The organism is Streptomyces sp. LUP30, from assembly GCF_001746365.1.
Taxonomy (GTDB): Bacteria; Actinomycetota; Actinomycetes; order Streptomycetales; family Streptomycetaceae; genus Streptomyces.
In genome coordinates, this window is sequence record NZ_MJAJ01000012.1 from 1 (window position 1) to 19,270 (window position 19,270).

Below are 19,270 nucleotides of genomic sequence, written 5' to 3' on the forward strand. Positions count from 1 at the left end.
ACTGGTACTAATAGGCCGAGGGCTTGTCCTCAGTTGCTCGCGTCCACTGTGTTGGTTCTGAAACCACGAACAGCCCCATGCCATGGTCACGGTGTGGTGCGGCTGACAGTTTCATAGTGTTTCGGTGGTCATAGCGTGAGGGAAACGCCCGGTTACATTCCGAACCCGGAAGCTAAGCCTTACAGCGCCGATGGTACTGCAGGGGGGACCCTGTGGGAGAGTAGGACACCGCCGAACAAATTTTACGGGAAACCCCCGCACCTATGGTGCGGGGGTTTTCTGCGTTATGCCTCGCTCTGGAAAAAAGGGGCCGTATTCCGGGGTCGTTTAGGGTTCAGGCATGCGCTACGACCTGGTGATCTTCGACAACGACGGTGTCCTCGTGGACAGCGAGCCGATCTCCAACAGGCTCCTGGCCGCCTATCTGACCGAGCTGGGGCATCCGACGTCCTACGAGGACTCGATCCGGGACTACATGGGATCCGCGATGCACCGGATCCACGATCTGGTCCAGGAGCGCACCGGACAGCGACTGCCGGCGGAGTTCGACGACGTCTTCCACCGGCGGGTGTTCGCGGCCTTCGAACGGGAGCTGGAGCCCGTGCCCGGGGCGGTGGACCTCCTCGCGAAGCTGGCCGCGGACGGTGTGCCGTACTGCGTGGCGTCCTCGGGGAGCCATGAGCGGATCCGGGTGGGGCATCGGAAGACCGGGCTGGACCGCTGGTTCGGCGAGGACCGGGTCTACAGCTCGCAGGACGTGGGGAAGGGCAAGCCGGCCCCCGATCTGTTCCTGTACGCGGCTGAGCGGATGGGAGCCTCGCCGGAGCGCTGCGTGGTCGTCGAGGACAGTCCGCTGGGGGTGCGGGCGGCTGTAGCGGCGGGAATGGACGTGTACGGGTTCACCGCGATGACGCCTGCCGAGAGGCTGGTGGGGACCACCCAACTCTTCTCGGAGCTGGGGCAGTTGGCTGACCTGCTGGTCTGACGACCGGTACCCCCGCGGCCTGACATTTGTCATGCATAGCTCCGGACGATCGTTTCTAGTGAGGGTCCCCGCCCGGCGGCGAAGCTATGGGCATGACGACGAACCAGCACAAGAAGCAGAACGCGTTCGCCCCGCTCATCGTGGACGTGGCGGTGCCGCTCGGGTCGTACTACCTGTTCAGGGACGCGTTCGGGATGAGCACGTTCGCCGCTCTCGCCTGGAGCAGCGTGGTGCCGGCCGGGCGCACCCTGTGGAGCGCGCTGAGGGAGAGGGCGGTCAACGGACTCGCCGGGCTCATCCTCGTCGTCAACGTGGTGGGCCTGGTGCTGAGCTTCGTCTCCGGCGACCCGCGGTTGATGCTGGCCAAGGACAGCGGGGTCAGCAGCACCGTCGGGATCGGGATCCTGGTGTCCGTGGTGCTGGGGCGGCCGATGATGACCGCCGGGCTGAAGCCGTTCCTGGTGAAGAGCGACACGGTCCGCGAGGCGGCCTGGGCACGGCTGGAGAGTGGGGCGGCGGCCGCGTCGGCGGACTTCCGCAGGCGCGAGCGGGCCTTCTCGCTGGTGTGGGGCGCGGTTCTGCTCGCCGAGTGCGTGGTGCGGATCGTCGGCGCGTACACCGTGCCGGTGGACACCATGGTGTGGCTGGGGTCGGTCGTCATGGTGATGGCGATCGGACTGGGCATCGTGGTCGGCGGGGCGCTGGGCGCCGGTCCGATGGAGGCGATGGTCTCCGCCGAGGCGAAGGCCGGGGAGCCGGTGGAGGCCGAGTCCGAGGTGCTGGAGGTCGCCCTCGCCCGGTGACGCCCGACAAAGCTGAGGAGAACTCATCTTTGGCTGGATCTACCCACGAGTACGCCGGGGCCCTACGCTCGCCGCCATGACAGATGTGCTGCGGCGCGGTAGGGCCTCTTTGGCGTTCAGCTTCTTCGCGCAGGGGGCCGCGTTCGCTCTGCTGGTGACCCGGATCCCGGCCATCCAAAACCGGTACGGCGTTTCGGACGCGCTGTTGCCCGTCTTCCTCGCGGCCGTGCCCGTGCTGGCCGGGGTGGGGAGCGTGACGACCGAGCAACTGGTGAAGCGGGTACCGCCCAGTCTGCTGCTGCGCTGGTCCCAGCCGGTGGTGCTGCTGGCCCTGGTGGGGGTCGGGGCCGGACGCGGGATGGTGGAGCTGGGAGTCGCCCTGGCGGTGTTCGGGCTGGCCGTGGGGGCGCTGGACGCCTCGATGAACATGCTCGGGGTGAGTCTGCAGCGAGCGTACGGGCGCAGCATCATGCTCAGTTTCCATGCCGTGTACAGCCTGGGCGGCATCGTGGGGGCCTCGCTGGCGTGGGTGGGGGCGCACTGGCATCTCGCGCTGTGGGTGTCGTATCTGCCGGTGGTGGCGGTCCTGCTGCCGGCCGCCGCGGTGGGGAGCCGTTGGTACGTCGACGGTGACGGGGGCACCGGGGCCGGGGCCGGCGGGGGCGGGGGAGAGGGAGAGGAGACGGGGAGCGGCGGCTCGGGTGTCGTCTTCAAGATGTTGCTGCCGCTGTGCCTGGTGATGACCTTCGCGTACATCGGGGACTCGACGGTCTCCAACTGGAGCGCGAAGTATCTGCAGGACGTGCTGGGGAGTTCGGAGCAGCTGGCGACCGTCCCGTTCAACGTGTACATGGTGACCACGCTGCTCGGGCGGGCCATCGGCGACTTCGGGGTGCGGAGGTTCGGGGCGGCGGCCGTGGTGCGGGTGGGGGCGCTGGTGGCTGCGGGCGGGTTCGCGGTGGTGGCGGGCGCGCCGGGGGCGTGGGTGGGGATGCTGGGGTTCACGCTCGTGGGGCTGGGGCTGTGTGTGCTGGTGCCGCAGACGTTCGCGGCGGCGGGCCGGTTGTTCCCGGGGGCCTCGGATGCGGCGATCGCTCGGCTGAACATCTTCAACTACGTCGGGTTCCTGGTCGGTTCGCCGTTGGTGGGGGCGCTGGGGGACGCGTGGAGCTATCGGGGGGCGATGGTGGTGCCGATGGTGTTGGTGCTGGTGACGTTGGTGTACGCCCGGTCGTTCGCCGCTCAACCGGACCGATACGGTGGCGGGCATGAGCGGCCGCGCACAGCTGATGTGGGACGAGGCAGTAACGGGCTATGACTTCGGGCCCGAGCATCCGATGGATCCGGTCAGGCTGGATCTGACCCGGAGGCTCGTGGGCGCCCTGGGGCTCGACCGGGCGCTGGACGTCGTCGCGGCGAAGCCCGCCGGGGAGTCGACGCTGCGGCTCGTGCACCGGGAGGACTACGTCGAGGCCGTGAAGGCGGCGTCGGCGGATCCGGGGTCGGCCGACCAGGCGTACGGGCTGGGGACGATGGACGATCCGGCATTCGCGGGGATGCACGAGGTGTCCGCTCTGATCGCCGGGCTGTCGGTGGGCGCGGCGGAGTCCGTGTGGCGTGGGGACGTGCTCCACGCGGTGAACTTCTCGGGCGGGCTGCACCACGCGATGCCGGGTGGTGCGTCGGGGTTCTGCGTCTACAACGACGCCTCACTGGCGATCGCCCGGTTGCTGGAGCTGGGTGCCGAGCGGGTCGCGTACGTGGACGTGGACGTGCATCACGGGGACGGGGTGCAGGCGGCGTTCTGGGACGATCCGCGGGTGCTGACGATCTCGTTGCATGAGCATCCTCGGACGCTGTTCCCGCAGACCGGTTGGCCGGAGGAGACGGGCGGGGACGCGGCGCAGGGGTCGGCGGTGAACGTCGCGCTGCCGGCGGGGACCGGGGACGCGGGGTGGCTGCGGGCGTTCCACTCGGTGGTGCCGGAGCTGATCGCCGATTTCCGGCCGGACGTGCTGGTGTCGCAGCACGGGGCCGACACGCATTTCGAGGATCCGCTGGCTCATCTCGCGGTGTCCCTCGACGCGCAGCGGGCTGTGCAGGTGGCCTGCCACGAGCTGGCGCACGAGTACGCCGGGGGGAAGTGGGTCGCGCTGGGCGGGGGCGGCTACGCGGTGGTGGAGGTGGTGCCGCGGTCCTGGGCGCATCTGGTGGCGGTGGCGGCGGGTACGCCGGTCGCGCCGGAGACGGTGATCCCGGAGGGATGGCGGCAGGAGGTCTTCGCTCGTACGCGGCAGTTGGGGCCGATGCGGATGACCGACGGGCGGTGGCCGGTGCGGTGGGCGGAATGGGAGGCCGGGTACGACCCGGCCGACCGGCTGGACCAGGCCGTGCTGGCCACGCGGCGGGCGGTGTTCCCCCTGCGGGGGCTGCTGGCGTAGGAGTGCTTACGCCAACCGTGCGGTGTCGGCCCTGTTCGGGCCCCTGGCCCGCCCTTCGTCCGTCAGCATCGCTCCGTGTGGAGTACCGCGGCCCTTCGGGCGCATCTGCTTGCTGCGGGGCTGGCCGGGGTGGTGGCCACCACCCGGGAGGAGAGCCTGCGGAGCTACCGGCTCTTCGTCGCTCGGGACCCGCGGGTGCTGCTCGGGCTTGATCCCGAACGGAGTTGGGGACAGCGGGAACTGCTCGCGTTGATGGCGGACAGGTGCGGGGTTTCGGCCGATCCGGAATGCGTCTCGGGGCATGATGTGATCGATCCGGAACGGACGCTGGCCGCCCTGGACGCTTTCGCGGATCGACTCGCCTCGGTAGCCCAGCGTGGCGCCCGCGTGCTCCTCGGCACCGGGCACCCGCATCGGCTGCTGGGGTTCTACGCCGCTCTCGCGGACGCTTTGTCGACGGCGGGATGTGATGTCCTCACCCCGGCGCAGGGTCACTGTGTCGACATAACGACCCGGTTCGGTCTACGCACCCACCGCCTCGCGTACGTACGGGGCGTCGCTGTCGTCCGGGAGGCCGGTGCCGAACGCGCCGGTTGTGCGACCGGTGTGCACAGCCATTCCCCGCTGCCGGTTCGGGTGGCGCTCGCGGCGGCGGCGGACGACGGCGGACGGCTCCCGGACCTCGTGATCGGCGACCACGGGTGGGTCTGCGGGGCAGGTCAGCTGGGGTTCGACGCCATCGGGCTGGCTGACACCGACGACCCCGCGCCCTTCGTCGCGGAGGCGGAGGGGACCGTCTCCGTGGTCGTTCCACTTGATGACGCCGTGCGATCCGCTTACTACAGGCCGCTGACCCGCTACGTACTCAATCGAGCGTGTCTGTCACAGTAGGCCGCTGATGGGTGCACCTCTTCCCCACTCGCATCACCCGCCCCTACATTGGGGAGTGAGCACGCAGCGACGAAGAGTCACCGGAAGGGGAAGCCGGTGGCCGTCGAGTCGAGTGCGGAAGGTTCAGGTGTGTCATGGCTGCAGCTGGCGAGAGGCCTCTGAACGAGGTTCAGTTCCTTACCGTGGCGGAAGTCGCCTCGGTGATGCGAGTGTCGAAGATGACCGTGTACCGACTGGTGCACAGCGGTCATCTGCCCGCGATCCGGGTGGGGCGGTCCTTCCGCGTCCCCGAGCAAGCGGTTCACGAGTACCTCCGCGAGAGCTATGTGGGGGTGGAAACCGCCTGACGGCCGGGCCTGTCCGCAGGGCAGGCCGCAGGGCGGAGGGGTCCGGCCGCAGGGCCGTCCCGGACCCCTCGAGCCCCTCGATTACGACCTCAGCGCTGAGGCGGGTAGGCTAGCCCCTCGTAGGTCGTATGGGCCCATGGCGCCCAGCACCGAGTGATGAGAAGTGAGCGAGGGTAGTCGTGGGCTCTGTTATCAAGAAGCGGCGCAAGCGGATGGCCAAGAAGAAGCACCGCAAGCTGCTCAAGCGCACGCGCGTTCAGCGTCGCAACAAGAAGTAAGCGAACGTACTTACTTCTTCGCGACGCGAGCCGCGTAGGCGTCGTGTGGCCCCCCACCGTGTTATCGGTGGGGGGCCACACGCATGTCCGGGCCGTGTGCGCTCGGCTGAACGCCGTGCGTATGCCTGGACGTGCATCGTGGCTGATCCCGTCGTACGACCGACGGTTCCCGTCACTCAGGGCATCGGCGGTCACCACAGCGCAATATCGACCCGCTAAGTTGGCCCGCAGACGGGGAACGCGGCAGGGTATCCAGGCGGTTCCAGGACGGAAGGAAGGCGCTGATCTTGGGAAAGGTCGTGCTCGTTACCGGAGTGGCCCGTCAACTCGGGGGTCGGTTCGTACGACGGATCCAGCGTGACCCACAGGTCGACCGGGTCGTCGCCGTGGACGCCGTGCCCCCCGAGCACCATCTGGGCGGCGCCGACTTCATCCAGGCGGACATCCGTCAGCCGACGATCGCGCGGGTGCTCGCCGAGACCGGCGCCGACACGGTCGTCCATTTGGACGTGACGGGCACCGCGTTGGGCAGCGGCAGCCGGACCACGGTCAAGGAGACCAACGTCATCGGCACCATGCAGCTGCTCGGCGCATGCCAGAAGTCGCCGAACGTGAAGCGGCTGGTCGTCAAGTCCAGCACCAACGTCTACGGGTCCGCGCCGCGTGATCCCGCCGTGTTCACCGAGACCACCTCCGCCAAGTCGCTGCCCAGTGGGGGCTTCGCCAAGGACGCCGTCGAGGTGGAGGGCTATGTGCGCGGGTTCGCCCGGCGGCGGCCCGATGTCGCCGTGTGCGTGCTGCGGTTCGCCAACATCCTCGGGCCCACCGCCGAGACGCCCCTCGCCGCGTACTTCTCGCTGCCCGTGCTGCCCACCGTGTTCGGTTACGACCCGCGGCTGCAGTTCGTGCACGAGGACGACGTCATCGAGGTGCTGAGGATCGGCTCGCACGAACCGGAGCGGGGCACGCTCAACAGCGGCACGTTCAACATCGCCGGGGACGGGGTGCTGTTGCTGTCGCAGTGCTCGCGGCGGCTCGGGCGGCCCACCGTGCCGCTGCTGCTGCCCGCCGTCACCTGGGCGGGCTCCTTGGTGCGTACGCTGGGCATGACGGACTTCTCGCCCGAGCAGATCCGGCTGCTCACCCATGGCCGGGTCGTGTCGACGGTCCAGATGCGCGAGACGCTGGGGTTCCTGCCGCGCTACACCACGGCAGGGGCGTTCGAGGACTTCGCGCGCAGCCACGGGCCCGGGCTGCTGCCGCCCGAGGCCGTCGCCGGGGCCGTCGACCGGATCGCCGCGCTGCCGCTGCCGGGCGGCGGCCACGCCCCGGCCCACCCCCCGACGCCGAGCGCCAACTGAGGAGCGCATCAACGATGGCGGACGCCAAGGTCATTCCGTTCGACGACGACCGGTCCCGGGGGAGCGCTGTGACGCGCCCGCCCCGGCGCCGGGGCGTGGGAGGCCGGCGCAAGAACGGCGAGCCCGCGCCGGTCCGGGAGATCGGCGAGGTCGGGGAGGTCCAGCCCCTGCCCACCAGGGCGGCGGGGCAGGATGATGTTCTTGTGACGGGTGAGGATCAGGGCCGCCGTGAGGACGGTGGCGGCGGTGGCCTGGAGCGGCGGATCGCGGGCGGCCTGTCCTTCCTGCGCCGGCGCCTCACGGGCGACTACGAGGTCGACGACTTCGGCTACGACGAGGAGCTGACCGACCAGGTCCTGATGTCCCTGCTGCGGCCGGTGTACGAGAAGTACTTCCGGGTCGAGGTGAAGGGCGTCGAGAACATCCCGGCCGAGGGCGGCGCGCTGATCGTCGCGAACCACTCCGGAACGCTGCCGCTGGACGGGCTGATGATGCAGGTCGCCGTCCACGACCACCACCCGGCGGGCCGGCATCTGCGGCTGCTGGCCGCCGACCTCGTCTTCGTGCTGCCGGTGGTCAACGAACTGGCCCGCAAGCTCGGTCACACCCTCGCCTGCGCCGAGGACGCCGAACGGCTGCTGGGCCAGGGCGAGCTGGTCGGGGTGATGCCGGAGGGCTTCAAGGGCATCGGGAAGCCGTTCAGCGAGCGGTACAAGCTGCAGCGGTTCGGCCGGGGCGGCTTCGTCTCCACGGCGCTGCGCCAGGGCGCTCCGATCATCCCCTGCTCGATCGTCGGGGCGGAGGAGATCTACCCGATGATCGGCAACGCCAAGACCCTGGCGCGGGTGCTCGGGTTCCCGTACTTCCCGCTGACGCCGACGTTCCCCTGGCTGGGCCCGCTGGGTGCGATCCCGCTCCCGACCAAGTGGACGATCCAGTTCGGCGAGCCGATCCCGACGGACGGCTTCCCTCCGGAGGCGGCCGAGGACCCGATGCTGATGTTCAACCTGACGGACCAGGTCCGCGAACAGATCCAACACACGCTGTACAAGCTGCTGGTGCAGCGGCGGTCGGTGTTCTTCTGAGGGCTGTTCCAGCACTTCTGGGGTGATTCTGACGCATGGCGGTGGGGGCGTTCCTCCTCAGGAGGAACGCCCCCACCGCCATGGAGCTCGTCAGTCCGCGTCCTCGCTGTCGATGCCCAGGCCCGGGAGCAGGCCGGGCAGGAGGGGCGGGAGGGTGACGTCCGGCCGGGTGCTGGGCGTGGTGGTGTTCGGGGCGGTGCTGCCGTTGTCCTTCGGGGGGTCGAGCAGGCCGCCGGTGTTGCCGCCGAGCAGGCCGTCGTCGTCTCCGGTGGCGCCGGAGGACGACTTGCCGGGGGTGCCGGGCGTGTTGCCGCCGCCGGCGGACGATTCCCTGCCCGGTCCGGCGCCGGGGGTGGTCGAGCGGCCGGTCTCCGAGGCGCCGGTGGACGCCGGGCCGGTGCCGTGGCGGGCGCCGCCGCTCGGGGCGGGCGGCTGCGGCAGCAGGGACTGCAGCGGCGCGACCTCTTCGTCTATGGCTTCGAAGACCGACGAGACCTGCTGGCTGACGTCCCCCAGCTGGACCGGCAGGCGGTCGCGCAGGGCGCCCCAGGCCTCGCGGTGCGAGCGGGTGAACGCGTCGAGAGCCTGGATGGGGCCCAGGGAGTGGGGGTCGCGTTCATACGCCTCGTGGAGGAGGCGGTGGCCTTCCGTCGCGTCGTGCTGCATGCCGTTCAGGGCGCGGCGGATCTCGCCGAGGGACTCGTGGTCGAGGTCGCCGCTGCGGCCCCGTTCCATGAGGCGGCGGGCTTCGCTGAGCCGGGTGGATGCCTGGTCGAGGTAGGTGCGACCGCGTTCGTCGTCACCGTCGGCCAGGTAGTTGAGTTTGAAGTCCTCGATGCCGCGCTTCAGCCCGTAGAGCCCGTCGCCGGGAAGGGCGTCGGAGCTGGCCGCGGCGACTCCGCCGAAGGCGCCGGCCGCGACGCCGACGCTGAGGCCGCCCGCGGTGAGGCCCTTGGCCAGACGGGAACGCGGTCGCAGTTTGCCCAGGGGACCGGCCCGGTGTGTGCCCTTCGCCCGGTGGGAGCGTTGCTCCGGCACCGAGGGTTCCGCCGCTTCGCCTCCCGCGGTGCCCGCCTGCAGCATGGCCTCCATGGCGGCGACCAACTGGGCCCGCTGGACGACCTTGACCTCGGGGTCCATTTCCGGCTTGGGCAGCTCGGCGAGACTCGTGGCAAGGGCCAGAATGCGGCCCTGCTCGGTCTGGTCCGCAGCGGCCGGCGCCGGCGGTGATCCTTCGGTCTGCTCGGCCGCCGTGCCCTGGTCGGAATGCTCCTCCAGGGCCTGGGCGAAGGCGTTCGCCCGCCGGTGTGCCGATACGTTCGCGATCACAGGCGGCACCTCCTCTCGTCATGACGGTCGACTCCCCGGGGGTCCTGGGGGTTGCACGCCCTCGGCCGGTTCCACACGATCGGGTGATCGGGGTCGGCCGGGACGTGACCACAGGGAGCCTGTATCCCGCACAACGACTGGCGCGGCACTTGGGTTACGGACGGCGGATGATGGGATCGGGAAGTCAACGGACTTTCACTGAACGTGAGTTGGGGATGGCCGACGGTAGTCTGCCGACGGGTGGGGTCAGCGGGCGTCTTCCGGCAGGAGGCGGGCGAGGGTGCGGACGGCCCGGTACTGGAGCGTCTTGATGGCACCCTCGTTCTTGCCCATCACGCGAGCGGTCTCGGCGACGGAGAGGCCCTGCAGGAACCGGAGTGTCACGCACTCCTGCTGCTGGGGGTTGAGTCGGCGCACCGCGTCCAGCAGTGCGGCGTTGGAGAGGGACTCCAGGACGGAGTCCTCGGGTGAGCGCTCGACCTCGTTGGCGTCGAGCATCTCGCCGGTGGTCACTTCCAGCCGGAAACGGCTCGACTTGAAGTGGTCGGCGACGAGGTTGCGGGCGATGGTGACGAGCCAGGCGCCGAAGTCGCGGCCCTGCCAGGTGAACGTCCCGATGCGGCGCAGGGCGCGCAGGAACGTCTCGCTGGTGAGGTCCTCGGCTGTCGCCTTGCCGCCCACTCGGTAGTAGATATAGCGGTACACGGTGTCGCTGTACTGGTCGTACAGCCGCCCGAAGGCGTCGGCCTCGCCGGCCTGTGCGCGTTCGACGAGATCCATCATCCGGGCGCTGTCGCTGTCGGCGGCCGGTCGGCGGGTGGCGGTGGTCGCGCCGGTCGAGCGTCCTCTTCTGCCGACCGCGGCGCTGCCTTCGGCCAGTGCATAGCACGGGCCCGCCGGTGTGGCGGCGGCGAAGGCGGGGACGGCGTACGCGGTGGGGACGAAGCCGCGCAACAGGTCCTGGACCGTAGCGACCGTTGCGCGCAGCGTAGCCAGGCCCGAGGTGTCAACCCCGACGTGTGGGTACACGGGACTCCCAGAGGCAGAGCTTCCATCACGTGCAGTGCGGAACCTTTCACCCGTCGTAGCGACGGGAGGGGTGCCGGATTGCGTCTGAGGAGAATAACGCTTCGTACAGGCCCTGCTACACCGAGTTGCTCAAATCATCGATTACGTCGCTTCTGTGGCCTATTGACGCTCGATCAAGTTACGCATGATGACCGATTGTTGATCGGAAGGGTTCGGGTTTCGGGTCGGTCCGGGGCGTGTTGTGGCTGTCCGCGGACAACAGGACTGCGTGTGGGGTTACGGGGGTACGACCGTTGGATTGGCCGGGTTTGCTCGTGGGTGTGGAGTGTTGTCGGGCGGCATGACGGAGCGGCCGGGCGATTGTCGTACCGCCGCGGCCGCTCAGGAGGCGCCTTCGGTGTGGTCGTGCCTGTGTGCCTGTGTGCCTGTGTCCTGCGTGGGGCCGGCCCTACCGCCGGCGCCGGTGCAGGGCGATGGCCGCCGCGGTGCCGCCCGCGACCGCTCCCACGCCCGCCGCCGCCGGGATGCCGACCTTCGCCGCCTTGCGCCCCGTGCGGTAGTCGCGCAGCCGCCAGTCGAGGGTGTGGGCGTGCTTGCGCAGCTTGGCGTCCGGGTTGATGGCGTAGGGGTGGCCGACCAGGGAGAGCATCGGAATGTCGTTGTGGGAGTCGCTGTAGGCGGCGCAGCGGGAGAGGTCCAGGTTCTCCGCGGCCGCCAGCGCGCGCACCGCCTCCGCCTTCGCGGGCCCGTGCAGCGGCTCGCCGACCAGCTTGCCGGTGTAGACGCCGTCGACCGACTCGGCGACCGTGCCCAGCGCGCCGGTGAGGCCGAGGCGGCGGGCGATCACCTGGGCGATCTCCACCGGCGCGGCCGTGACCAGCCACACCTTCTGGCCGGCGTCGAGGTGGGCCTGGGCGAGGGCGCGGGTGCCCGGCCAGATGCGCTCGGCCATGTACTCGTCGTAGATCTCCTCGCCGATCGACATCAGCTCGGAGACGCGGTGGCCCTGCACGATGGACAACGCCGAGTCGCGGGCCTCCTGCATGTGCTCGGGGTCCTCGACGCCGGCCAGTCGGAACCAGGCCTGCTGCCAGGCGAAGCGGACGAGGTCGCGGGTCTCGAAGAACTTCCGTTTGTAGAGGCCGCGGCCGAAGTGGAAGAGCGCCGCGCCCTGCATGACGGTGTTGTCGAGGTCGAAGAAGGCGGCGGCCATCGCGTCGCCGTGCACCGGGAACTGCGGTTCCCGGGGGGAAACGTCCAGGGCGTCCTGGGAGTCCAGGGCCTGGGTGGACTTGCGGGCTGCCTCCGCCGAGGCCTCGCCTGCCAACACGCTCCGCGCCGTGGCGGAGCGCCTACGGGGGGTGAGCCATCCTAGAGCGGCCATGGCGTGAGCATAGCCATCTTGTTCGGTGGTTCCGGATCCGAGAGGTTCGAAGGGTGTGAACTCTCCGCGGCTCCGCCGTGAAAGAAGGGCGACAATGGCGGCATGAGTCCCCTCTTTCGACGTAAGGCCGGCCCGGGCGGGCGGGCGGTCACGCTGATCCGCAAGTCCGGCTGCCATCTGTGCGACGACGCGGAGCGTGTCGTCGACAAGGTCTGCGGGGAACTCGGCGTGCCCTGGGAGCAGAAGGACATCGCCGACGACCGGGAACTGTACGACCGTTACTGGGAGCAGATCCCCGTCGTCCTCGTCGACGGCAGGCAGCACACCTTCTGGCGGGTGGACGAGGACCGGCTGCGCAGAGAGCTGGCCGGCTGAGGAACTGACCGAGCAGTACAAGGACACGCCGAACGTCGCTTAGGATCGATGGCGGTTCGGTCTCGGGGGCGGGATTCACGAGGAGAGTGGCGGTTTTGCCCCCTGGAATGACGCGCGTGACCCCGGTCACGTTGGCCGGGCAAATCGGACACCATCTTTGTGCACGCGTTCACAAAGACATAGCCTGCTGTCGACGGGGCGGTCTGGGAACGTACGACCGCCCACAGCCCCGCTCTACCCGCAGGAGCACCGTGGCAACTGGCCGAACTCACCGACCGGCGACCCGTAGCCGAGGGATTCCCGAGGCCACCGTCGCCCGCCTTCCGCTGTACCTTCGCGCGCTGACCGCACTGTCGGAGCGCTCGGTGCCCACGGTCTCCTCCGAGGAGCTCGCGGCCGCGGCGGGGGTCAACTCCGCCAAGCTGCGCAAGGACTTCTCCTACCTGGGTTCCTACGGGACGCGGGGCGTCGGCTACGACGTCGAGTATCTCGTCTACCAGATCTCCCGTGAGCTGGGGCTCACCCAGGACTGGCCGGTAGTGATCGTCGGCATCGGAAACCTCGGCGCGGCGCTCGCCAACTACGGCGGGTTCGCCTCGCGCGGCTTCCGCGTCGCGGCGCTCATCGACGCCGACCCGGCCATGGCCGGCAAGCAGGTCGCCGGGATCGCCGTCCAGCACAGTGACGGCCTGGAGAAGATCATCTCCGACAACGGCGTCTCCATCGGCGTCATCACCACCCCGCCGTCCGTCGCCCAGCAGGTCTGCGACCGGCTCGTGGCCGCCGGCGTCACCTCCATCCTGAACTTCGCGCCGACCGTGCTGTCCGTGCCCGACGGCGTCGACGTGCGCAAGGTCGACCTCTCCATCGAGCTGCAGATCCTCGCCTTCCACGAGCAGCGCAAGGCCGGCGAGGAGGCCGCCCTGAACGAGGCCGCCCTCGCCGCGTCGGCAGGCCGCGGCGACTCCACCGACCAGGGACCCGACGGGGACGTGCCCGCCGTGATGCCGGCATGAGCCTCCTCGTCGTCGGGCTGAGCCACCGCAGCGCCCCCGTGAGCGTGCTGGAGCGGGCGTCGCTGTCCACGGACGCCCAGTCCAAGCTGCTCCAGGACACCGTCGCCGCCGAACCGGCCGCCGAGGCCGCCGTCCTGGCCACCTGCAACCGGATCGAGCTGTACGCCGACGTGGACAAGTTCCACGCGGGCGTCGCCGAGCTGTCCACGCTGCTCGCCCAGCACAGCGGGGTCGGCCTGGAAGAGCTCACTCCCTATCTCTACGTGCACTACGAGGACCGCGCCGTCCACCACTTCTTCTCGGTGGCCTGCGGGCTCGACTCCATGGTCGTCGGCGAGGGCCAGATCCTCGGCCAGATCAAGGACTCGCTGGCGCGGGCGCAGGAGCTGCACACCGCCGGACGGCTGCTGAACGACCTCTTCCAGCAGGCCCTGCGGGTCGGCAAGCGCGCCCACTCCGAGACCGGCATCGACCGCGCCGGGCAGTCCCTGGTCACCTTCGGCCTGGAGCAGCTGGCCGCGGGCGAGGACGTGCAGGGCTGGGCGCGGGACAAGCGCGCCCTCGTGATCGGCGCGGGATCCATGTCCTCGCTGGCCGCCGCCACCCTGGCGCGCGCCGGGGTCGCCGAGGTCGTCGTCGCCAACCGCACCCTCGACCGCGCCGAGCGGCTCGCCCAGATACTGGCCGAGGCCGACGGTGGGCACGTGTCGGCCCGCGCGGTACCGATGGAGTCGGTGCCGGCCGAGCTGACACGTGCCGACGTGGCCGTCTCCTGTACCGGGGCGACAGGCCTGGTGCTGACGGCGGAGTCGGTCGCGGCGGCGGTCGAGGGCCGCACCGGCGCTCCCGCCGCCTTCGACGAGGAGGACGCGCCGACGCAGGCACGGCCGCTGCCGTCCACCTCCCTCGGCGGCGACGACAACTGTCCCCTCGACCTGGCCGCGGTACAGCAGTCCGGGGTGCAGCAGACGGGGTTCTCCGTGATCGGGGAGGCCGCCGTCGCCGGCATGGACGCGGCCACGCTGGAGCAGCACGCCGCGTGGGTCGACAACGCCACCGTCGACCGGCGACTCGCCGGCCGGCGCGGCCCCGAGGCGGACGCCGAGCTGATCGTCGCGCTCGCCGCGACCGCCGCGACCGTCGGGCGCATCCCCGAGCGGCGCAGGCCCGAGCAGGTCGCCCCGCTCGTGCGGCCGCAGCCCGTGCTCTTCCTGCTCGACCTCGCGATGCCGCGGGACGTCGACGCGGCCGCCCACCGGCTGGCCGGGGTGCGGCTGGTCGACATCGAATCGCTCTCCGAGGCCTCCGCCGACGCGCCCATGGCCGCCGACGTCGACCAGGTCCGGCGGATCGTCGCCGACGAGGTCGCGGCCTTCGGCGCGGCACAGCGGGCCGCGCACATCACGCCGACCGTGGTCGCGCTGCGTGCCATGGCCGCCGACGTCGTGGCCGGCGAGATCGCCCGGCTCGACGGGCGGCTGCCCGGCCTGGACGACAAGCACCGCGCCGAGATCACGCAGACCGTGAAGCGCGTCGTCGACAAGCTGCTGCACGCACCGACCGTGCGGGTGAAGCAGCTCGCGGCCGAACCCGGCGGCGCCGGGTACGCGGACGCGCTGCGGACTCTGTTCGACCTCGACCAGGAGACGGTGGCCGCCGTGTCCCGGGCCGAGGACAGCACCGAGAAGACATCAGAGAACCGAGGGCCGGCATGAGCGGCATGAGTACGAAGCCACTGAGACTGGGGACCAGGCGGAGCAAGCTCGCCATGGCCCAGTCCGGGCAGGTCGCGGAGGCCGTGAGCCAGGTGACCGGACGGCCCGTGGAGCTCGTCGAGATCACCACCTACGGCGACGTGTCCCGTGAGCACCTCGCGCAGATCGGAGGCACGGGCGTCTTCGTGACCGCGCTGCGCGACGCGCTGGCCAGGGGCGAGGTCGACTTCGCGGTTCACTCGCTGAAGGACCTTCCCACCACGCAGTCCGAGGACCTGGTCCTGGCCGCCATACCGGTGCGCGAGGACCCCCGCGACGTGATCGTCGCCCGGGACGCGCTGAAGTTCGCCGACCTGCCGCGCGGAGCGCGCATCGGCACGGGTTCGCCGCGCCGCATGGCGCAGCTGAACGCGTACGCGCGCAGCCACGGGCTGGACATACACGCCGTGCCGATACGCGGGAACGTCGACACCCGCATCCGGTACGTGCACGACGGCGAGCTGGACGCGGTGGTGCTGGCCGCGGCCGGCCTGAGCCGCATCGGCCGCCTCGACGAGGTCACCGACTTCCTGTCGATAGACACGGTTCTGCCCGCTCCCGGCCAGGGAGCACTCGCGATCGAATGCGCCGCGGACGACGCAGCGCTGATCGCCGCGCTCGGTGAGCTCGACGACCCGTTCACCCGGGTCGCCGTGACCGCCGAACGGTCCCTGCTCGCCGCCCTGGAGGCCGGCTGCAGCGCCCCTGTGGGCGCGCTGGCCGACCTTCCCCCGCTCTCGGCTCCGCTCGAGCGCGGGGACCCCCAGGCCGGCGGGCAGATTGTCAACGAAATGCGCCTGCGGGGCGTCGTCGGGACCACCGACGGCTCTCGCATGGTGCAGCTGTCCACCACCGGTCCCGTGCCCGAGACGCACGACGGGGCAATGGCGCTCGGTCGCGAACTCGCCGCCGAGATGCTCGCCCAGGGCGCGGCCGGTCTGATGGGGGAGCAAGCACAGTGAGCCCCACCGCCCTTCCAGCCGCTGGCCTCGAACACGGGCACGTCACCTTCCTGGGTGCCGGACCCGGGGATCCGGGACTGCTGACTCTTCGCGCCGTGGAGGCGCTGGCGCACGCGGACGTCCTCGTCGCCGAGCACGATGTGCTCGACGTCGTGCGGACGCACGCCAGGCCCGGCGTCGCCGTCGTGAACGCGGAAGCGGGTCCTTCGTCGGACCCTCTCCCGGGCACGGGCACGCCTTTCCCGACGGTCGTTGACGGCACGTCAACAACCGCTGAGGCACCCGCTGTGCGCGATGCCGCACATCTTGTCATGGAGGCCGCGCGGGGCGGCAGGCGGGTCGTCCGTGCGGTGTCCGGGGACCCCGGCCTCGACGCGTACGCGGCCGAGGAGATGCTCGCGTGCGCCGCCGCCGGCGTTCCCTTCGAGGTCGTCCCCGGTGTCGCGGCCGCCGTCGGCGTGCCCGCCTACGCCGGTGTGCCGCTGCGCGACGCGCAGGGCGCCGACGTCCGCTTCGTCGACGCGCGCACCGCCTCGGACCGCTGCTGGACCGAGGTCGGCGCGTCCGACGGGACGGTCGTGGTGTCGACGACCCTCGACTCGGTGGCCTCGGCCGCCGGAGAACTGGTCTCGGCGGGCCGCAAGCCCGACACTCCGATGACGGTCACCGTGGCCGGCACGACGACCCGGCAGCGGACCTGGTCGGCGACCCTCGGCACCATCGCGCAGACGCTGAAGCAGGCGAAGGTGCTGCCCTCGCCCGAGGGCGGCCGGCCGGTGATAGTCGTGGTCGGCGAGCGTTCCGCCCCCGCCCAGCGCGACCAGCTGGCGTGGTTCGAGTCCAAGCCGCTGTTCGGCTGGAAGGTGCTCGTGCCGCGCACGAAGGAGCAGGCGGTGTCGCTCTCCGACCAGCTGCGGTCCTACGGCGCCGTGCCGCACGAGGTGCCGACGATCGCCGTCGAGCCGCCGCGCACGCCCCAGCAGATGGAGCGCGCGGTCAAGGGCCTGGTGACGGGCCGCTACGAGTGGATCGCCTTCACGTCCGTCAACGCCGTCAAGGCGGTGCGGGAGAAGTTCGAGGAGTACGGGCTCGACGCGCGCGCCTTCGCCGGCATCAAGGTCGCGGCGGTGGGCGAGCAGACGGCGAAGGCGCTGGTCGCCTTCGGCGTGAAGCCCGACCTCGTGCCGAGCGGCGAGCAGTCGGCCGCCGGGCTGCTGGAGGACTGGCCGCCCTACGACCCCGTCTTCGACCCGATCGACCGGGTGTTCCTGCCGCGCGCCGACATCGCCACCGAGACCCTGGTCGCCGGGCTCATCGAGCTGGGCTGGGAGGTCGACGACGTCACCGCCTACCGGACGGTGCGGGCCTCGCCGCCGCCGGCCGAGACGCGGGAGGCGATCAAGGGCGGCGGCTTCGACGCCGTGCTCTTCACGTCGTCGTCGACGGTGCGCAACCTGGTCGGCATCGCCGGCAAGCCGCACAACGTGACAGTGATCGCCTGCATCGGCCCGGCGACCGCGAAGACGGCGGAGGAGCACGGGCTGCGGGTCGACGTCATGGCGCCCGAGCCGTCCGTGCTCAAGCTGGCCGAGGCGCTGGCCGACTTCGGTCTGCGCCGCCGGGCGGCCGCGCAGGAGGCCGGAGACCCGGTGACCCGGCCGAGCGAGCGGCGGCCGGGGGCACGACGGCGGCGCGCCACCTGAGCCCTGACAGCGAGAACGGAGCGGCCCGTCCCCGGGTGGGGGCGGGCCGCTCCGTTTCCGTGAGGGGTGAGGGGCCTGCGGGTCGGCGGGTCGGCGGCTAGGAGGGCCGACGGGGCGTCGGCAAAGGGGGCGCCGGGGCGGGCGTAGCGTAGGAGCCATGTCGAAGTACGGATCCTTTCCCGGTACGCGTCCTCGGCGGCTGCGCACCACCCCCGTCATGCGGCGCATGGTCGCGGAGACCCGGCTGCATCCGGCCGACTTCATCCTCCCCGCGTTCGTGCGGGAGGGCGTGAGCGAGCCGGTGCCGATCCAGGCCATGCCGGGCGTCGTCCAGCACACGCGGGACAGTCTGAAGAAGGCCGCGCTGGAGGCCGTCGAGGCCGGTATCTCCGGGATCATGCTGTTCGGCGTGCCCGAGGAGTCCAAGAAGGACGCGCTCGGGACGCCGGGGACCGACCCGGACGGGATCCTGCAGGTCGCCCTCCGGGACGTGCGCGCCGAAGTGGGCGACGACCTCCTCGTCATGTCCGACCTGTGTCTGGACGAGACCATCGATCACGGGCACTGCGGGGTGCTGGACGGGGAAGGCCGCGTCGACAACGACGCCACTCTGGAGCGGTACGCGGAGATGGCGCAGGTGCAGGCCGACGCCGGAGCCCATGTGGTGGGCCCCAGCGGGATGATGGACGGGCAGATCGGGGTCATCCGCGACGCGCTCGACCAGATCGGGCGCGAGGACGTGTCGATCCTCGCCTACACCGTCAAGTACTCCTCCGCCTTCTACGGGCCGTTCCGCGAGGCCGTCGGGTCCTCGCTCAAGGGCGACCGCAAGACCTACCAGCAGGACCCGGCCAACCTCCGTGAGTCGATGCGCGAGCTCGCGCTCGATCTGGAGGAGGGCGCGGACATGGTCATGGTCAAGCCGGCCGGCCCCTATCTCGACATCCTGGCCCGGGTCGCCGACGTCGTGGACGTGCCGGTCGTCGCGTACCAGATCTCCGGCGAGTACTCGATGGTCGAGGCCGCCGCCGAGAAGGGCTGGGTCGACCGGGACCGGGCGATCTTCGAGACGCTGACCGGCATCAAGCGGGCCGGGGCGCGGAACATCCTCACCTACTGGGCCGTCGAGGCGGCCCGGAAACTGCGGTAGCACGCGGCCCGACGCCGACGCTCACGCCGACACCGTCCCGCACGGGTGGCGACGGCCGGCCGCCCTGCTACCGCCCGTGCGCGGGCTTCGCGGCGGCGCCGGTCGGGGTACCGGCGCCCGACGGGCCCTCGTCGCGCAGGCCCTGGCCGTCGTGGCACGCGGTGAGGGCGAGTGCCGCGACGAGGGTCAGCGAGGCCCCCGCGAGCAGCCGGACGCGGCGTCGGACACCGCGGCGGGCGGGGAGAGCGGGGGGAGTGGGGCGCGTGGACATGGGGCAAGCCTGTGCCGTGGGGCCGTCCTGCTTCCACAGTCCTCGGCGAACTCGGGACGACGGGCCGATCCAAGCCCATCTGACCTGCGGAAACCGTTCCCTCGTG

General features: G+C 70.9%; 19 protein-coding genes and 1 rRNA gene. 16 read left to right on the forward strand and 4 right to left on the reverse strand.

Annotated features, from left to right (window positions below; translation table 11 throughout):
• Nucleotides 1-120 precede the first annotated feature (120 nt).
• The 10 genes from rrf (at nucleotide 121) to BG482_RS12695 (ending at nucleotide 8,191) form a co-directional block, all read left to right on the forward strand.
• Nucleotides 121-237, forward strand: a 5S ribosomal RNA gene (rrf, locus tag BG482_RS12655).
• Between the two features lie 103 nt (nucleotides 238-340).
• Nucleotides 341-985 carry an HAD family phosphatase gene (locus BG482_RS12660; protein ID WP_069769088.1) on the forward strand — a complete coding sequence of 215 codons (645 nt, stop codon included), beginning with the start codon at nucleotides 341-343 and terminating at the stop codon, nucleotides 983-985.
• Nucleotides 986-1,077: 92 nt separating this feature from the next.
• Entirely contained in the window at nucleotides 1,078-1,788 is a 711-nt protein-coding gene (locus BG482_RS12665; protein ID WP_069769204.1) for a VC0807 family protein, read from the forward strand.
• Between the two features lie 76 nt (nucleotides 1,789-1,864).
• Entirely contained in the window at nucleotides 1,865-3,106 is a 1,242-nt protein-coding gene (locus BG482_RS12670) for an MFS transporter (RefSeq protein ID WP_069769089.1), read from the forward strand.
• Nucleotides 3,057-4,229, forward strand: a complete 1,173-nt coding sequence (locus BG482_RS12675) for an acetoin utilization protein AcuC (protein ID WP_069769090.1) — start codon at nucleotides 3,057-3,059, stop codon at nucleotides 4,227-4,229. Before BG482_RS12670 ends, BG482_RS12675 begins: the two co-directional genes overlap by 50 nt.
• Nucleotides 4,230-4,304: 75 nt before the next feature.
• On the forward strand, nucleotides 4,305-5,120 hold the full coding sequence (locus BG482_RS12680) for a phosphatase (RefSeq protein ID WP_069769091.1): 816 nt from the start codon (nucleotides 4,305-4,307) through the stop codon (nucleotides 5,118-5,120).
• A 134-nt stretch (nucleotides 5,121-5,254) separates the two neighbouring features.
• Nucleotides 5,255-5,467 (forward strand): helix-turn-helix domain-containing protein, encoded by a 213-nt coding sequence (locus BG482_RS12685; RefSeq protein WP_004984898.1) that lies wholly within the window; start codon nucleotides 5,255-5,257, stop codon nucleotides 5,465-5,467.
• Between the two features lie 179 nt (nucleotides 5,468-5,646).
• Nucleotides 5,647-5,745, forward strand: coding sequence for a 30S ribosomal protein bS22 (locus tag BG482_RS40865; protein ID WP_003948845.1), 99 nt, complete (start codon nucleotides 5,647-5,649; stop codon nucleotides 5,743-5,745).
• Nucleotides 5,746-6,032: 287 nt separating this feature from the next.
• Nucleotides 6,033-7,106 carry an NAD-dependent epimerase/dehydratase family protein gene (locus BG482_RS12690; protein ID WP_069769092.1) on the forward strand — a complete coding sequence of 358 codons (1,074 nt, stop codon included), beginning with the start codon at nucleotides 6,033-6,035 and terminating at the stop codon, nucleotides 7,104-7,106.
• A gap of 14 nt (nucleotides 7,107-7,120) precedes the next feature.
• On the forward strand, nucleotides 7,121-8,191 hold the full coding sequence (locus BG482_RS12695; protein ID WP_069769093.1) for a lysophospholipid acyltransferase family protein: 1,071 nt from the start codon (nucleotides 7,121-7,123) through the stop codon (nucleotides 8,189-8,191).
• A gap of 90 nt (nucleotides 8,192-8,281) precedes the next feature.
• On the opposite strand, the gene BG482_RS12700 is transcribed toward BG482_RS12695, so the two are convergent.
• From BG482_RS12700 to BG482_RS12710, 3 genes are all read right to left on the reverse strand, one after another.
• Nucleotides 8,282-9,520: a DUF5667 domain-containing protein gene (locus tag BG482_RS12700; RefSeq protein WP_069769094.1), complete on the reverse strand. Its 1,239-nt coding sequence runs from the start codon at nucleotides 9,518-9,520 to the stop codon at nucleotides 8,282-8,284.
• Between the two features lie 246 nt (nucleotides 9,521-9,766).
• Complete coding sequence (locus BG482_RS12705; RefSeq protein ID WP_069769095.1) at nucleotides 9,767-10,549, reverse strand: ECF subfamily RNA polymerase sigma factor, BldN family; 783 nt, start codon at nucleotides 10,547-10,549, stop codon at nucleotides 9,767-9,769.
• Between the two features lie 448 nt (nucleotides 10,550-10,997).
• Nucleotides 10,998-11,933, reverse strand: a complete 936-nt coding sequence (locus tag BG482_RS12710; protein ID WP_069769096.1) for an HAD family phosphatase — start codon at nucleotides 11,931-11,933, stop codon at nucleotides 10,998-11,000.
• 102 nt (nucleotides 11,934-12,035) lie between these two features.
• Here BG482_RS12710 and BG482_RS12715 point away from each other — a divergent pair, with 102 nt between their 5' ends.
• From BG482_RS12715 to hemB, 6 genes are all read left to right on the forward strand, one after another.
• Complete coding sequence (locus BG482_RS12715; RefSeq protein WP_069769097.1) at nucleotides 12,036-12,308, forward strand: glutaredoxin family protein; 273 nt, start codon at nucleotides 12,036-12,038, stop codon at nucleotides 12,306-12,308.
• Between the two features lie 251 nt (nucleotides 12,309-12,559).
• On the forward strand, nucleotides 12,560-13,324 hold the full coding sequence (locus BG482_RS12720) for a redox-sensing transcriptional repressor Rex (protein WP_069769098.1): 765 nt from the start codon (nucleotides 12,560-12,562) through the stop codon (nucleotides 13,322-13,324).
• Nucleotides 13,321-15,039, forward strand: a complete 1,719-nt coding sequence (locus BG482_RS12725) for a glutamyl-tRNA reductase (RefSeq protein ID WP_069769099.1) — start codon at nucleotides 13,321-13,323, stop codon at nucleotides 15,037-15,039. Before BG482_RS12720 ends, BG482_RS12725 begins: the two co-directional genes overlap by 4 nt.
• Nucleotides 15,040-15,044: 5 nt before the next feature.
• Complete coding sequence (gene hemC, locus BG482_RS12730; RefSeq protein ID WP_069769100.1) at nucleotides 15,045-16,040, forward strand: hydroxymethylbilane synthase; 996 nt, start codon at nucleotides 15,045-15,047, stop codon at nucleotides 16,038-16,040.
• Nucleotides 16,037-17,743 carry a bifunctional uroporphyrinogen-III C-methyltransferase/uroporphyrinogen-III synthase gene (locus BG482_RS12735; protein WP_069769101.1) on the forward strand — a complete coding sequence of 569 codons (1,707 nt, stop codon included), beginning with the start codon at nucleotides 16,037-16,039 and terminating at the stop codon, nucleotides 17,741-17,743. Before hemC ends, BG482_RS12735 begins: the two co-directional genes overlap by 4 nt.
• Nucleotides 17,744-17,900: 157 nt before the next feature.
• Entirely contained in the window at nucleotides 17,901-18,893 is a 993-nt protein-coding gene (gene hemB / locus BG482_RS12740) for a porphobilinogen synthase (protein ID WP_069769102.1), read from the forward strand.
• Nucleotides 18,894-18,960: 67 nt separating this feature from the next.
• On the opposite strand, the gene BG482_RS12745 is transcribed toward hemB, so the two are convergent.
• A complete protein-coding gene (locus BG482_RS12745) occupies nucleotides 18,961-19,164 on the reverse strand; it encodes a hypothetical protein (protein ID WP_069769103.1) in 204 nt (67 codons plus the stop codon).
• Between the last annotated feature and the right edge of the window lie 106 nt (nucleotides 19,165-19,270).